The organism is Vibrio marisflavi CECT 7928 (assembly GCF_921294215.1).
Lineage (GTDB): Bacteria > Pseudomonadota > Gammaproteobacteria > Enterobacterales > Vibrionaceae > Vibrio > Vibrio marisflavi.
The window spans coordinates 289368-304019 of sequence record NZ_CAKLDM010000001.1 but is presented as its reverse complement, the minus strand read 5'-3'; the positions used below and the strand labels follow the sequence as shown (position 1 = coordinate 304019).

Sequence of the window (14652 nt, the reverse complement as noted above, 5' to 3'; positions counted from 1 at the left end):
TTTACTAGACACAAACCTCGAGAGCCTAACGGCCTCGAGGTTTTTTTGTATACAAGGAAAAATAATTACTCTAGAACTGACTTAGATATTTGGATGCGTTTAATTTCATATAACCCATAGAATCATGATGTTACTTAGTCATTAAATTTAACAGTTTCGATACATCTCACGCCCAAATTTACAAATAACCGTTACACTGACTGCCAACGGAATATCACGGAGTAAACTGTTATGGATCGACGTTGGTGGGCAATTTTTATCGGTGTGATTGCCCTAATTGCACCCCCTTCTTATGCCGCTACTGCCTCTTCCAATATGCCTTCGATGACGGGTTCAACAATCGGTATAGTGGCGATCATTATATTCACCGTTGCCTATATTGTCGTAATGCTTGAGGAGTTTCTTCAACTACGCAAGTCCAAGCCAGTCTTATTAGCAGCGGGGATCATCTGGGCGATGATCGGCTTTGTTTATCAGCAACAAGGGCACATTGATATAGCGATCTCCGCACTTGAACATAACCTGTTAGAGTACGCTGAGCTGTTGCTATTTTTGCTCGTAGCCATGACCTATATCAGCGCGATGGAAGAACGGCGTTTGTTTGACGCTCTGCAGGCTTGGATGGTCGGGAAAGGATTCGACTTCAAATCACTGTTTTGGCTAACAGGTATTTTGGCTTTCTTTATTTCTCCTATTGCCGACAACCTAACAACGGCACTTTTAATGTGTGCAGTGGTATTGAAAGTTGGAGGTGGCAATACTCGATTTATCAATATTGCGTGTATCAATATTGTCGTTGCGGCCAATGCTGGCGGAGCATTTAGCCCATTTGGAGACATTACAACATTGATGGTTTGGCAAGCGGGCCATGTCTCATTCGCTGAATTCCTACCTCTATTCTTGCCTTCAGTGATCAACTATCTCGTTCCAGCATTGATCATGTCGTTTTTCCTACCTAGCTCTAAGCCACAAACCACTCACCAACATGTTGAACTAAAACGTGGCGCTAAGAGAATCATCGGTTTGTTTATTCTGACAATTGCAACAGCTGTCGCATTCCATGCTGTACTGCACTTCCCACCAGTGATTGGTATGATGATGGGATTGGCATACCTGCAGTTCTTTGGTTACTTCCTAAGAACCACTCTAAAACGTTCATTGTCTAGAAAGGCACACCAAGCCATCGCCAAAGGCGACGATGCCGCTCTGAAACGTTTGGGTTCAGTTGTACCATTTGATGTCTTTAGAAGGGTATCCCATGCCGAGTGGGATACATTGCTATTCTTCTACGGCGTTGTAATGTGTGTTGGAGGGTTAAACCTGTTAGGTTACCTAGCGATGGTCTCTGACATTATGTATACCCAATGGGACCCAATTTGGGCAAATATTGTGGTTGGTGTGCTATCTGCTATCGTCGACAATATTCCAGTCATGTTCGCAGTGCTAACCATGGATCCCGTCATGTCGATGGGCAACTGGTTGTTAGTTACTTTAACCGCAGGTGTTGGTGGTAGCTTGTTGTCTATTGGCTCTGCTGCTGGCGTTGCTCTGATGGGAGCAGCGCATGGCAAATATACCTTCTTTGGTCATTTAAAGTGGGCACCGGTAATTATGCTGGGATACATGGCAAGTATCTTAGTTCACTTAACGCTTAACTCATATCTGTTTATTTAGATGATGGATGGGGCTGTTAGCGAGAAGTTAACAGCCCTACGATTTTGAAGACTTTATGATTGAGGCACTGCTCTATGCCAGCGATTGGCCATTTTATATTTTGGGCAAGATACACAAGTTAAAAACTCTCCAGTTCCATGGATGCTCATCACAAGATCATCTCTTTTTTCCATCGAAGAGTTTCTGAGAATAATATGCACTTGGCCCTTTACTACTTTATAGTTTTTTGTGACTTGATTTAAAGGCGTCACATACCTCATCACACCGTTTTCAAAACTCAGAAAACTCGCGTCTTCGTCATCACTCTGATAAATACCATTAAAATTGTAGGTATCGCTATCAGCCCAGCGCTCAATTTCGTCTTGCAGACATCCCTGTAACGACAAGGAAAACAGCCCAACAATCGCACCTTTAGCTAAACATCCTATGTCCATATTGACCCTCACTTCAGAGCACCTTCTAACTTTAACAACTGCGCCTTGCGATCCACTCCACCCGCATAGCCAGTTAGTTTTCCACTTTTACCTATCACCCGATGACACGGAACAATTATTGAAATAGGGTTTTTTCCATTTGCGAGCCCGACAGCTCTAACTGCTTTTGGGTTACCAATTCGATTGGCGAGATCTTGGTAAGAGATTGTCTCACCGTAGGGAATAGTGATAAGTGCTTGCCACACTGCATTTTGAAACTTTGTTCCTACAGCAGCTAAAGGCAATTCAAACTCTTGTCTATTCCCTGCAAAGTATTCATCCATTTGCGCTCTCACTTGAACAACCAACTCGGCACTGTCACAACGTTTACCTAATTCAGCAGGTTGAGTCGTTTGAGTTTCAAACCAAAGTCCCAAAATGCCGTTCTCATTAAACTGTAGGGTTACCTGTCCCAGTGGGCTGTCAAAGCAGCTATACATGTTGTTCATGACTGATGACTCCAGCAATGAAACGTTGCGTAACTTCCCCAAGGTGACACTACCTCTGCATTTAATTGTGGGAATTGGTCTAACGCTTTTTTTACGACAAGATCAGCGTCCAAAAAACAGTTGGGCTGAGACTCTCCTCGCAATTTTGCGTAACTGACAGTCCAAGGACCAATTCCCTTGATGTTTTCCCACTCACTCAAATCTGCATTCGGCTGTTCTTTAAAATACGCAGCAAAAGCTTTTAATGTTTCTTTGCGACTTGCTGGCATTTTTAGAAAGTCTAGATTTGATGACAAAATATCCTCTTGTGTTGGGAACCGATATTCGCCACCGCTTTGTCTATTTATATTTTCCACTAAAACATTTAGCTGCTTTATAGAATTATCAACCGATACTTGCTGGCCTAAAATAGCTCTAATCCCAGCTTCCCATGTATTCCAAACTCCTGGAATCCTTAGCCCCGGTACCTTTATGAGCTGATCCGATAACGTACTTAAGTGCTGTTCAACCAAAAAAATATCCGTATCTAAATCAAACATTCTGCGTATTTTGGATACTAAACTCCTCAGCATCGAGATATCCGACATCTCGAATTCAACTCTTAGCTTTTGTTTGTTTAAATACGCTTTAAAATATCCATTGCAATCATTGAGCTTGAAATTTCTCTTATAACTGCGTTCGTCAACTTGCTCTAATTTTGTTATCGCCCGCCTGCGATAAAAATTTAACATGAAGTTCCAATTTATTGATCCGTGAATCATTAGGTCGACAAAATTTTGGGTTTGTGGCTCTGAACTTGATGAACGAACATCTGAAGGTGTTAACTTCATTTGCTTAACAAAAGCATCATTAAATCGGCGTAGACTGTTAAATCCACTAGCAAACGCGACATCTGTCACATTCATAGAACTTGAGCTGAGTAGCTGCTTAGCAAACATGAGTTGCAAGTATATCCCGTATTGTTTAGGCGACATTGACAAATATTTGCTAAACAGTTGTCTCAAGTACCTGTCGCTTATTCCCAGCCGCTCAGCGAGGTCACTCACGCTTCCTCGTTGCAGCTCACCGCTATCAATCATCTTAAGCGCTCTGACGAACGTGGTTTCAACTCCGCGCCATGCCCACGAACTTGGGGCACTGTCTGGCCTACAACGTAGGCATGGACGATAACCTGCACCCATAGCCTGTGCTTGGGTATCAAAATACTCGACGTTTTCTTCTTTAGGCAGGTTGGCCGGGCATATTGGACGACAAAAAATTCCGGTGGTTTTCACTGCAACATAGAAAACACCATCAAATCGAGCATCACGTGCCAATCTTGCTTGCTGGCACTGTTTTTTTGTTAACGTCGAATAACTTGATAAGCTCATCACTAAATCCCTAATTTCCGCCAATATTTATATTGTATCGGTCCACAAAAAACCAACTAGCCACATTCGGAACTGAAAATAATCCTTGCCAAACCCCCTGAGTTTTTACTAAATTTTCTAGGACAACGTCACAAAATTTATTAACAAACAAAAATAATACTTAAGGATATTGGCTATGGTCCTACATACATGCACTATTAAACTAAATAACAATAAGATATTGAAATGCAAAACCGTCGAACAATCACTCGGAATTATTGAATCTGAGGCATTGGATAATATTAGCAATGTTATCCTTGATGTTGAGGACGGAACTGACATTAAAACGTATCAACACTTAACGTTAGAAGAGTCCATTGAGAGCTTAATGAACTTATAGGCTTTTCAATTTTCGCCATCCTCAATTTTGAGGGTGGCTATTTAGTACAACACTCACCTTAACCACAAACTTCACGCCTCAATTTTCTCTGACAGCAAAGCACGAATCGAATGTAATGTAATTATGCGTTCACAGCGTAACTTAATTTTTGTCACAACTTTGACGCTCGCTTCCTAGATTGTCATGAAGATGAAAGACAAATACGCATAATAGTGCCCGTGTACATCGACAACATTCCCAATAAAAAACATCGGTGCATACTTTCCAACCTACTTACCTAAGTTCAGGTTGAATAAACAACTTTCATTAACTGAGGTGGCTATGTCTGAAGTTGAATTCCGATTTGGAAAAAAGCGTTTTTATGACAATACAAAATTCCCAAGAGGCTTCGCTAAATCTGGAGACTTCACTCTTTTAGAAGAAGAATTGCTGACACTTTACGGTGACACTATGCTGGCGCTAGAAAGTGGTGAGCTTGAACCAACGAATTCTGAAGAAAAGCACTTTGTAAAAGTGTTGTCTAACCCAAGCAAAGCGAAATCGAAGCTAGAACGTGTGTGGGTCAAATACATACAATTGTCGAGAGGAAGAAAGCAGTTCCACTCTCTAAGTGGGGCGCAAATGGACAAGAAAAAAGCAGGCGCTAGCAACCTATCTAGTGTCGCTTAAGTAGAGCGAAGCAAGTAACGCTCTGCTCATTAAGCTTATAATTTATTTCGTTAAAAAAGCCACTAGATTTTAGGTGGCTTTTTCTTTATTTATACCAATACACCACTTCTTTTTGCATTTTATCGGAAAAAAATGGCGTTGCCGGAAAACTTAATTTATAATGCAAATTATCTTTTGAGCCAAACTGATTTGGAATAGGGGCACACAATGAGACTGATCCCACTACGTAAAGCATCCCAAGTAGGCATGTGGTCTGCTGCACACATAGTGAAACGTATTAACGATTTTAATCCATCTGAAGATCGTCCTTTTGTTCTTGGACTACCTACCGGCGGTACTCCTTTAGCAACATATAAGGCGCTGATTGAGATGCATAAAGCTGGCGAAGTTAGCTTTAAACACGTAGTGACCTTCAACATGGATGAATACATCGGTATTCCAGCCGATCACCCAGAGTCTTACCGTACTTTCATGTACACCAACTTCTTCAATCACATTGATATCCAAGAGAAAAACATTAACCTCTTAGATGGCAATGCTGCTGACAACGAAGCTGAATGCCAACGTTACGAAGATAAAATCAAATCTTACGGACAAATCCACCTATTCATGGGTGGCGTGGGCAACGATGGACACATTGCATTCAATGAACCAGCGTCTTCGTTATCTTCTAGAACTCGAATCAAGACATTGACTGAAGATACTCGAATTGCAAACTCTCGATTCTTCGACAACGACATCAACCAAGTACCAAAATACGCCCTAACTATAGGTGTTGGTACTCTACTTGATGCAAAAGAAATCATGATCTTGGTGACAGGACACAACAAAGCGCTAGCACTTGAAGCTGCGGTTGAAGGTTCTGTAAATCACCTTTGGACTGTTTCTGCACTTCAGCTTCATCCTAAATCAGTTATTGTTTGTGATGAGCCAGCGACGCAAGAGTTGAAAGTGAAAACTGTGAAGTACTTTTCTGAGCTAGAAGCGGAAAACATCAAAGGATTCTAATTCCTTTTGATTACTAGATAAATTTAGGGCTAGCATTTTTGCTAGCCCTTTTGCTTAACTGTTCTAAACAACTACTATCTGACGACTCCAATCAGTTTTAGCAGCCGATCTCCACTAATAATAACGGTATTCTTTGTATAAGTTTTCGACAGAGAGCCAGTCTTCCCTGTGTGGATAAAATAGCCCTTAGTTCTATTCTTCCTACAAAGCTCGTCGAAGTCTTTTACATGATTAGCATTGATATAGTTTGAATACCTTTTCGATTGAATATAGTACCAACTATTTCTAATTCTTACTTGCCCATCAAGCCCACCATCGTGGCTGTATGATTGATTTCTTCTCACCTTATAGCCTTGATCTTCAAAAGCTAAAAGCACAAGCTCTTCAAAGGCATACGGGCTCATTTTACGCATATAGGACATGGCACGTCTTGGTGCAAACCTCCTCACGCGCTTAAATGCACGTTGCGCTTGACCAATGTACTCCTGATGAGACTGAGGTAATGATCCTAAGTTATTTCGTTTACTTAAGCGTAGGAAAATACTCAGCAAGAAAAGACCAAATGCCGCAATAAACCACCATACATTTATGACAGCCAATACACTGCCAACAAGGGAGAACAAAAACTTCGCATATATAAGCCCTTTTCTTGCTACTTCATGCAAAAGTAAGCCTAACCAAGCGATATGATTGTAATTAATTATTTTTCTTCTCCTAATATATTCTGCATTATGTTTTTAATATGCATGCAACATGGATAAACAGTACATTTACACATGTAACCAGCTGAAATTAATAATAAAGATATTAGGAAAACCGTCAATAAAATTTTGAGTTGTTCAATCCAAATCGTCATATAAACGCTGTACAAGCACAGCAATATCCCGTTATTGCTTTGAACTCTGATTTTGGACTGCATTGACAAATACTTGCTCCATGCCTTCAATGTTTTCCGCTTTCGCTTCCTTGACTAAATCTAACGCGCGCGGAACATTGTTCGCATCAACAGCTGCTTGAATTGCAACTCTATAGTATTCAGATTTAGAGAATACTGTGGTTGATCTAGGTTGAGGTGTAACGATCGGTGTTGGGCGACTCGTTCGATTGTAATGACTCACACTCGCGTTTGAGTTTTCCACATTGACCGTAATGACGCCTTCTTCAGAATGAGGTACCTGAATATATTGCTGCTTCGGTAAGGTAGTACCTTTCGCCTGCGCAGCTAAGTACTTAGGGTTAACGATTTTAGTCGAATCACCAAGAGAAGACTTATTCGTATACACGATCAAATAAACTTGAGCGCTGTCAAATGGAGGCTGGAACGACGTTTCAGCAACTAGGTGACCGTTTAATCCAAAGTTTGGCAACTTATATTTAAACTCTGAACTATTAAACGATTTGAGGATAGTGCCTCGGGCACTCATTATCACAGCTGACGGGTAGAAAACACTGTTGTTGACTGTACTGGATATTTTTATATCTACCGTCCCGCTGTCAGCGGGGATATTGAAAGCAGCCACAGGACTGTCGATAAAACGAGACTTAAGGTACTGCGTGTGCTGATTTATCTCTATCGTAGCGGTACTAGGCACGCTGAGTGTAGTTCTTTGAAGTTCAAATACTGAGTGAGCTGTACGTTGGCTAACAGGAATTGAGTCTTCAACGGTAGTGGTTACACAGCCAGATAAAAGCAGACAACCAATGATCGCAATAGAACGGATATTCATATAATTATTACCTAGCGCATTCAAAACACATGAAAGCTGCCATATCCCATAATTTTAGTGTCAGCAGATAATAGCTAGCGAATTCCCACGTGTCTAATCCAATGCGATTAGTGGTTTTGAACATCTTTTTAAATCACTCACTCGATAGAATGTTATTGATTAAATTACGATAGTTAGGAAATTAATATGTCGACGATTGCTGCTTGTTTTGACAGGTGTGATAACGCTATAGTTCTGTGTAAATCTAATCATGGACAACCCAAAATGAAAAAACTTCTACTTATAGCCTTTGTTGTAGCCGCATTGAGTGCATGTACAGATGAAGTAGGCTCGGTAAAGTGGTGTAAAGACATAAAAGAAAAACCAAAGTCAGAATGGACGACGGACAATGCCGTTAACTTTGCTCAATACTGTGTATTCCAAAATGAGATTGGCAGCAAAAAGTGGTGTAAAGCCATGAATGAAAAGCCGAAAGGAGACTGGACTGGCAACGAAGCACTTGAATACGCAAAATATTGCGTGCTGTAATTCCATTTCATACCAAGCCCCTCAGACTCAAATTATTGCTGACGTAAACTATTCTTGAGGTGAGTCATTCCTAGCATGCGGGTTATACAAAAGAATTGTTGGCCCGCATTCAACTTACTAAACGTACACGCTTACCAATCGTGCCACCCCCTCCCTTATAAATCACCTCAATGTAACAAACATAAAGCGCCACTACACATCGTGACTGCTATCACGATTTCTTATATATCATGTGGATAGGTGAAATAATATTTCAGTAAAAATGTACTATAAATGGCCTTAAACATTAATTAAGAAAGTTATTTACTAAAACTTCGTGAATACAGCACTACACTTATGAACATGACTAAAATGCGTTCTCGCCCGTACCCTCTTGGCGCCACATTAGACACTAATGGCTGTAATTTTTCAGTGTATGCTCCAAACAATAATGTCAGGTTAGCTCTATTTGAAGGCTCTGGGCACCACTATTCTCTCCATTTGTTAGATGGTGTTGATAAAGGGGTTCGACACACTTTCATTCCTGATATTCAAGCTGGGCAAAGATACGGCTACGTTATCGAGCTAGATGGCGTGCCCCACTTAATTTCTGATCCGTACGCTAAATCCATTGATCACACACTTACTTATCATCCACCATTTTCATCTCTACAAAGTTTTCAGATTGCTAAATCTGTGGTGATTAATGATAGCTTCGACTGGCAAGATACCCAACGCCCTAATATTCCACGACAAAAGTTGGTATTGTTTGAAACCCATGTAAAAGGTGTGACTCAATTAAACCCTCTTGTGGAAGCTGAGCATAGGGGTAAATATTTGGGGTTGGTAAGCCCTGCTATGCTGGAGTTTTATAAGCAGCAAAATATTACCGCCCTTCAGCTTCTTCCTATTGCAGCCTGCATGCACGAGCCTCATTTGCTTGAAATGGAAAAGGTGAACTACTGGGGCTACAACCCATTTTTGTTTATGGTGCCTGACCCTCGCTACGCCGTAGATGATGCCACCATTGAGCTAAAAACAGCAATTCGTGAGCTCCACAGAAATGGTATCGAAGTTATTTTAGACGTTGTCTATAACCATACCGCCGAAAGCGGTACTGATGGGCCCACATTCAACCTCAAAGGACTAGATGAGAAATACTACTTGCTGCACGATGAGCATCATGTGAACTTCACGGGTTGCGGCAACACGGTCGACTTAACTTATCAACCGAGTCTGAACTTGGTGATGGATACACTTCGATATTGGGTAACCGAGTATCACATCGATGGCTTTAGGTTCGACTTAGCCGCTACGTTGGGGAGAAACGGCAACGACTTTAATCGCGAATCGGCTTTCTTTAAAGCCGTTGAACAAGACCCTATATTACGTGAAGTAAAGCTCATCGCCGAACCATGGGACATCGGGCCAAATGGCTATCAAGTTGGGAATTTCCCGATAGGTTGGAACGAATGTAATGATAGACTGCGAGATATCACTCGAAGCTTTTGGCGTGGTGACAATGGATTCATGAAAGACTTTGCTACAAGGCTCATGGGGTCTCGAGACTTGTATAGCGCGGCTCATTGGCCTTATAACCTTACCGTCAACTACATTACCTACCACGATGGTTTCACGATGCAAGATCTTGTCTCCTACAAGCATAAGCACAATGAAGCTAACGGAGAAGAGAACCGAGATGGCCATGGAGACAACCGTTCAGAGAACTATGGTGTCGAAGGAGAAACAAATAGCCCAAGAATTATTGCTATTCGGGAGAAGCAAAAGCGTAACCTAATGGCTAGCCTTCTATTCTCATTTGGTATCCCACATATTTTGATGGCTGACGTACTCTCGCATACACAACGAGGTAACAACAACGCCTACTGCCAAGACAATGGTATCAGTTGGTTAGATTGGAGTGAATCCAGTACAAAATGCCAATTCCAGCACTGGTTGTCTGGGATGATCGCCGCTAGACAACAATATATGTCACCCATAATCTCAGCCTTTTGCGGCGAAAGAAGAAACCACAATCGGATTTTTTGGAAACGTTGCAGTGGTGAGGTAATGGATTATGACGATTGGAACCAGCTAAACTCTCTTGCACTGCATATTTGTATCGGCCAAGACGGTACAGGAGAGGAGCTGCTGTATTGTATCAATCAAACTAACACTCCTACTCGCTTTACTCTGCCCAACGACAATGAGCAAAAATGGACGATGATTTGCAACACCGCCTGCAATGACTTAAACGTATTGGTGGATAAAGAGACGTTATTGCTGGCCTCGACATCTATGGCAATCTTCTATTACGACCCAGACTAAATGCCAGCTTGAATCTTTAGAATCAACGATCAGATAGAGCAGTCACCTTGTGACACTGCTCTATCTGGGGTCTCATCTTTTTGGCTAAAATACGCTTAAGTACGACAAAGCTTAGGTTCGCATGGATAAAGACAAACTATCAACAACAGCTCTAGCAAAAAAGAGAGGACTCGATCCTAAGCAGCTGTTCTCCGATCTTAAACTGGCTGGGTATATCAACCGTAATGGTGATAGCTGGGTATTGACCTCCCAAGGGCAACGATTTGGCGGAGAATACGTAGACCACAAAAAGTTTGGCCAATTTATCGTATGGCCTACTAACCTAGTTATCGACGACAACTTGTCCAGCGATATCAAACTCTCAGCAACACAAATTGGTGAGCGTTTTAAGATAAGCGCCAAAAAGGTAAATCAACTGCTCAATGAATTAGGCTGGATTGATAAAGATGCGCAAGGCTGGAACGTGACAGGCCTAGGTTTAACAGCTGGCGGAACCCAGAAAGCTGACGCGACTTCTAAACAACGTTTTGTTATTTGGCACGAGTCAATTGTAAAGAACAAACGGTTAAAACAAACCATTAGTGAATTTCTCGGCAAAGACGCCATCGCCCATTCAACAGATCATTCAATCAGTAGCTTTAGGCAAAAATTCGAGGCAAAACATCGCACATTAGACGGACATTATGTGCATTCAACTGGCGAGTTAGTGATTGATAATTGGCTCTATATGAACGGTATCGTGCATGCCTACAATAGACCATTACCTATTGAGCATGATGTAGTCAGTGATTTTTACCTTCCTGTCGGAAAAGTTTACCTGCAATACTTTGCAACGGATTCTGGTGCAATGACAGAAGAACAAATCACAAAAATTAGAATGAGCTATCAAGGTAATGGGCTCAACTTAATCGAAGTCTACTTGCAAGACATTGATAAGTTAGATGAAGTGCTGCCGAAAAAACTGCGAAAGTATGGAATAAAAGCTTATTAAATGTACTTTGGCTATATAGGGAAGCTTTGGTGCCGCATATCACGACACCAGAACTTTAGTTTATCGTGAATACTTAGCCCACGACATTTCTTGCTTAGAAACCACTGTTTTTCCAATAGGGGCAAGAGAAATGACAGCAAGCTTTAAGTGCTGCAGAGAAAAAGGAATACCGATAATTGTCACAAAACATGCGACGGCTGAGATTAAGTGACCGAGTGATAACCAAATTCCCGCGACAAAAAACCAAATAACATTGCCGATGAAGCCTAAGGGGCCAGTACCGATATCTTGCTCGCGAAAAATTTCACTTCGCGATACAGCTTCGTAACCAAATGGGAAAAAAGAAAAACGGCCTAGAACAAAACAGGCTTTACCCCAAGGAATCCCGATTATGCTGATGAAAGCGATAAGACCAAACATCCACCATAAAAGGCCCATCACTACCCCGCCCAACAAAAACCAGATTATGTTGCCAATTGTTCGCATACGCTTTACCTAAAATTGCTCTTTCTTTAGTTCGCATCGATGTTTTTCATCAATACAGCTGTTTCTATAATGCGCGACAAAAACATTTCAATGGTAAAATTCCTGTCATGTTTCACAATAACATGAATTCACTCAACGAATAAATTTCAAGAAAAATCATATTTAGTATTAATTATTTTCCAGCGCTACATAGCTATCCCTTGCCATACAGCTGTCAGGCCGCTAACCAAACATAAAACTAAAGCGCCATAACGTATTTTTTCTTTAGGTAATGATTGAGTCGTTTTGAGTGCTAAAAGATAACCTAGCCAAGCAGCTGGTATCAAAGGTATCGTTATCCAAACATGGTGAAGCGTGAGATAACCAAACGGGATTTGTACAATCAGCGAGATAATCGAGCTAAACACAAAGAAAGCTGACAAATTCCCCCTAAGCTGATTGGCCTCCTGATGCTGTAAAAGCAGCGCCATTGGTGGACCACCGATCCCAGAGCTTGTGCCAAAAAAACCAGAGAAGAAACCTGCAATGCCCATACGAGTTGAAGTCGGCTCTATGCGAAAAGGCAACAGACTCACTACAACAGAAAACAGCACTAGAAGCCCTAACCAAAGAGACAACATTTTCGTTGAAACCATGACGAGCAATACGCCACCAGCTAGAGATCCAGGAACGCGACCAATCAAAGCCATTTTCAGGCCACCAACCGACACGTTTGAGCGATACTTATACGCATTGAGCAGTGATACAAATAGAGCCACCATGACAATCGGAGCTGGAACGTATTTTGTCGAGATAAGGTATAACAACGGAGCAGAGATTATCGCTAAACCAAAACCGATAGAGGTTTGAACAAATGCTCCAATAAAAATCAACGACATGGCAATAATCCCAGAAGTAGTAAACCACTCGGACACAACTTACCTCCAATTTGTAAATACACTCTAATAAGAAGAAAAAACCGTTGGAAATCGATGAGCAAGAAAAGCCTTCAATGAACCAACAGCGAAAGATTCCCCAAGAGTATCATTTTTTTGCCGTAAGAGTGGAGTCAAAAAATTACTTTGGAAGGATAAACCCGTGGGTCATCAGTTGCAGATTATGCTGAAAAATCTTGTCTAGAAACTGGCCCTCCATTTCGATATCTTGCAAGCCATATCGCTCCCTCGGCACAATGAACGGAAAGAAGATAAAATTCACCCAAGAAAATCTACAGAGCTTAGCATCCATGTCCTTGCGCAATAAGCCTGCGCATGAAAGCTGGGAAAAGACCTCATCGTATAACTCAATACTCAGGTCAATAAAAGCTTGCTCGACAATCACCCTTTTAAAATCTTGGGGTGGCAACTGCATAATATTCGATAAAAATGCAGGTAACTGAGGCGTATTTTTTATTTGTTGGAAAAGTGACGTCGCTAGCGTGATAAATTGCTCGTAGCTGTTGCACTTACTACTCTTTCGAACTTCGTCAAATATTGGCTCAGCAATACTCATTACCGTGGATTCAAATAGCCTTTCTTTGTCTCCAAAATAGTAACGAATAAGCGCACTGCTTGCACCAGCTTTACGTGTCACAAGTCTGATCGAAACTTTGTCATATGGCATGGTTAAAAACAGTTGGCGAGCGTGCTTAATTAGTTGAAGTCGCATGTCTACTTCACTATTGACTGGACGGCCTAGCTTTTTTGTTTTTACCTGCATACTTGGAAACTTGTGAGTTAATAAGGTAGCAGAATACTAGGTCGAAACAGGTTAACGCTGAGTTAACTACTATATTTGAGGCATTTAATCTTCACCCGATGGATTAGTTTTAATAAAACCATGAGTCATCAGTTTTATATTATGTTCCATCAATTTTTTGTAAAACTCTTCAGACTGATCAATACCTTTCGATATTTCGTATGCACCCGATGGGATTAAAAAAGGAAACATCACTAAACTAACCCATGAGAAGCGGCACAGTTGCGGATCCATGTCGTCTCGAATCACACCATTTTCAATAAGTTGACTAAACACCATATCGCGTAAAGGCTTAGAAAATTCTTCCATCAACCGTTCAACGAGCTTACGCTTAGAGTCAGATGGCGGCATGTTCATCGCCTGCGTGAGCAACCTTGGGATCATCGGCGCTTTCAAAAACTCGTCAGACATCTTACTTATAAGTTCTATTAACGACTCCCCAGTAGGGTTTTTCGCTAACTCCTGCATTTTTTTGTAGATAGGCTCTGTTGTATATAAAAACATCGCTTCAAAGAGCCCTTCTTTGTTGCCAAAATAATAACCAATCATCGAACTGTTTACTTCAGCTTTGTTGGCAATCATTCGAATCGATACCTTTTCGTACGGCATATTTGCAAACAAATCACGAGCACAAAGAAGCAACTTTTCACTTAAATTATGGTCAATATTTGGGCGGCCAACTTTTCTCATACTCACTTACGATCTCAATAGAACACTCACGTATTTATTATACTCAAACAGCCTCAATATGCAGTGTTTGAGTGACTCTAAACAGCGTATAGCCAATCCAACCTACGCATACAGAAATGGGTGCTGATTAGCACCCACCGTTGTCACTTTTACCATTTAGCTTT

The 14652-nt window shown here is 41.3% G+C and carries 16 protein-coding genes; 7 read left to right on the top strand and 9 right to left on the bottom strand.

What is annotated here, in order from left to right:
• Positions 1-231: 231 nt before the first annotated feature.
• Positions 232-1674: a sodium:proton antiporter NhaD gene (nhaD, locus tag L7A31_RS01380; protein ID WP_237359702.1), complete on the top strand. Its 1443-nt coding sequence runs from the start codon at positions 232-234 to the stop codon at positions 1672-1674.
• A gap of 53 nt (positions 1675-1727) precedes the next feature.
• Here the strand turns inward: nhaD and L7A31_RS01375 are convergent, their stop codons facing one another.
• From L7A31_RS01375 to L7A31_RS01365, 3 genes are read right to left on the bottom strand one after another with little or no spacing between them, the layout of a single operon-like run.
• Positions 1728-2108 carry a hypothetical protein gene (locus L7A31_RS01375; protein ID WP_237359700.1) on the bottom strand — a complete coding sequence of 127 codons (381 nt, stop codon included), beginning with the start codon at positions 2106-2108 and terminating at the stop codon, positions 1728-1730.
• Positions 2109-2116: 8 nt separating this feature from the next.
• Entirely contained in the window at positions 2117-2596 is a 480-nt protein-coding gene (locus L7A31_RS01370) for a methylated-DNA--[protein]-cysteine S-methyltransferase (RefSeq protein WP_237359699.1), read from the bottom strand.
• Complete coding sequence (locus tag L7A31_RS01365) at positions 2593-3966, bottom strand: DNA-3-methyladenine glycosylase 2 family protein (RefSeq protein ID WP_237359698.1); 1374 nt, start codon at positions 3964-3966, stop codon at positions 2593-2595. The genes L7A31_RS01370 and L7A31_RS01365 overlap by 4 nt, the downstream gene beginning before the upstream one ends.
• A 175-nt stretch (positions 3967-4141) precedes the next feature.
• Here L7A31_RS01365 and L7A31_RS01360 point away from each other — a divergent pair, with 175 nt between their 5' ends.
• The 3 genes from L7A31_RS01360 (at position 4142) to nagB (ending at position 6022) form a co-directional block, all read left to right on the top strand.
• Entirely contained in the window at positions 4142-4345 is a 204-nt protein-coding gene (locus L7A31_RS01360) for a hypothetical protein (protein ID WP_237359696.1), read from the top strand.
• A 321-nt stretch (positions 4346-4666) separates the two neighbouring features.
• On the top strand, positions 4667-5014 hold the full coding sequence (locus tag L7A31_RS01355; protein WP_237359695.1) for a MaoP family protein: 348 nt from the start codon (positions 4667-4669) through the stop codon (positions 5012-5014).
• A gap of 207 nt (positions 5015-5221) precedes the next feature.
• Positions 5222-6022, top strand: coding sequence for a glucosamine-6-phosphate deaminase (gene nagB / locus L7A31_RS01350; RefSeq protein ID WP_237359694.1), 801 nt, complete (start codon positions 5222-5224; stop codon positions 6020-6022).
• Between the two features lie 74 nt (positions 6023-6096).
• Here nagB and L7A31_RS01345 read toward each other — a convergent pair whose 3' ends face one another.
• Positions 6097-6687, bottom strand: coding sequence for a restriction endonuclease (locus tag L7A31_RS01345; RefSeq protein ID WP_237359692.1), 591 nt, complete (start codon positions 6685-6687; stop codon positions 6097-6099).
• Between the two features lie 222 nt (positions 6688-6909).
• Positions 6910-7749: a MalM family protein gene (locus tag L7A31_RS01340; protein WP_237359691.1), complete on the bottom strand. Its 840-nt coding sequence runs from the start codon at positions 7747-7749 to the stop codon at positions 6910-6912.
• A gap of 264 nt (positions 7750-8013) precedes the next feature.
• Here L7A31_RS01340 and L7A31_RS01335 point away from each other — a divergent pair, with 264 nt between their 5' ends.
• The 3 genes from L7A31_RS01335 to L7A31_RS01325 all read left to right on the top strand — a co-directional run bounded on the left by L7A31_RS01335 (position 8014) and on the right by L7A31_RS01325 (position 11575).
• Positions 8014-8277, top strand: a complete 264-nt coding sequence (locus L7A31_RS01335) for a DUF3012 domain-containing protein (protein WP_237359690.1) — start codon at positions 8014-8016, stop codon at positions 8275-8277.
• 342 nt (positions 8278-8619) lie between these two features.
• Positions 8620-10584, top strand: coding sequence for a glycogen debranching protein GlgX (gene glgX, locus L7A31_RS01330; protein WP_237360726.1), 1965 nt, complete (start codon positions 8620-8622; stop codon positions 10582-10584).
• Between the two features lie 121 nt (positions 10585-10705).
• A complete protein-coding gene (locus L7A31_RS01325; protein ID WP_237359689.1) occupies positions 10706-11575 on the top strand; it encodes a glycerol kinase in 870 nt (289 codons plus the stop codon).
• Positions 11576-11635: 60 nt separating this feature from the next.
• Here L7A31_RS01325 and L7A31_RS01320 read toward each other — a convergent pair whose 3' ends face one another.
• The 4 genes from L7A31_RS01320 to L7A31_RS01305 form a co-directional block, all read right to left on the bottom strand.
• Entirely contained in the window at positions 11636-12061 is a 426-nt protein-coding gene (locus tag L7A31_RS01320; protein ID WP_237359688.1) for a YccF domain-containing protein, read from the bottom strand.
• Between the two features lie 185 nt (positions 12062-12246).
• Positions 12247-12939, bottom strand: a complete 693-nt coding sequence (locus tag L7A31_RS01315) for a sulfite exporter TauE/SafE family protein (protein WP_237360725.1) — start codon at positions 12937-12939, stop codon at positions 12247-12249.
• Between the two features lie 178 nt (positions 12940-13117).
• Complete coding sequence (locus L7A31_RS01310) at positions 13118-13759, bottom strand: TetR/AcrR family transcriptional regulator (RefSeq protein WP_237359684.1); 642 nt, start codon at positions 13757-13759, stop codon at positions 13118-13120.
• Positions 13760-13843: 84 nt separating this feature from the next.
• Positions 13844-14488 carry a TetR/AcrR family transcriptional regulator gene (locus L7A31_RS01305; protein WP_237360724.1) on the bottom strand — a complete coding sequence of 215 codons (645 nt, stop codon included), beginning with the start codon at positions 14486-14488 and terminating at the stop codon, positions 13844-13846.
• Positions 14489-14652 lie beyond the last annotated feature (164 nt).

Excerpts from the sequence above, each read along its gene's own strand:
- L7A31_RS01365 (WP_237359698.1), bottom strand. The coding sequence starts at position 3,966 with ATGAGCTTATCAAGTTATTCGACGTTAACAAAAAAACAGTGCCAGCAA.
- L7A31_RS01360 (WP_237359696.1), top strand. The coding sequence starts at position 4,142 with ATGGTCCTACATACATGCACTATTAAACTAAATAACAATAAGATATTG.
- L7A31_RS01310 (WP_237359684.1), bottom strand. The coding sequence starts at position 13,759 with ATGCAGGTAAAAACAAAAAAGCTAGGCCGTCCAGTCAATAGTGAAGTA.
- L7A31_RS01340 (WP_237359691.1), bottom strand. The coding sequence starts at position 7,749 with ATGAATATCCGTTCTATTGCGATCATTGGTTGTCTGCTTTTATCTGGC.
- L7A31_RS01315 (WP_237360725.1), bottom strand. The coding sequence starts at position 12,939 with ATGTCGTTGATTTTTATTGGAGCATTTGTTCAAACCTCTATCGGTTTT.
- glgX (WP_237360726.1), top strand. The coding sequence starts at position 8,620 with ATGACTAAAATGCGTTCTCGCCCGTACCCTCTTGGCGCCACATTAGAC.
- nagB (WP_237359694.1), top strand. The coding sequence starts at position 5,222 with ATGAGACTGATCCCACTACGTAAAGCATCCCAAGTAGGCATGTGGTCT.
- L7A31_RS01375 (WP_237359700.1), bottom strand. The coding sequence starts at position 2,108 with ATGGACATAGGATGTTTAGCTAAAGGTGCGATTGTTGGGCTGTTTTCC.
- L7A31_RS01325 (WP_237359689.1), top strand. The coding sequence starts at position 10,706 with ATGGATAAAGACAAACTATCAACAACAGCTCTAGCAAAAAAGAGAGGA.
- L7A31_RS01305 (WP_237360724.1), bottom strand. The coding sequence starts at position 14,488 with ATGAGAAAAGTTGGCCGCCCAAATATTGACCATAATTTAAGTGAAAAG.
- L7A31_RS01355 (WP_237359695.1), top strand. The coding sequence starts at position 4,667 with ATGTCTGAAGTTGAATTCCGATTTGGAAAAAAGCGTTTTTATGACAAT.
- L7A31_RS01370 (WP_237359699.1), bottom strand. The coding sequence starts at position 2,596 with ATGAACAACATGTATAGCTGCTTTGACAGCCCACTGGGACAGGTAACC.
- L7A31_RS01320 (WP_237359688.1), bottom strand. The coding sequence starts at position 12,061 with ATGCGAACAATTGGCAACATAATCTGGTTTTTGTTGGGCGGGGTAGTG.
- L7A31_RS01335 (WP_237359690.1), top strand. The coding sequence starts at position 8,014 with ATGAAAAAACTTCTACTTATAGCCTTTGTTGTAGCCGCATTGAGTGCA.
- nhaD (WP_237359702.1), top strand. The coding sequence starts at position 232 with ATGGATCGACGTTGGTGGGCAATTTTTATCGGTGTGATTGCCCTAATT.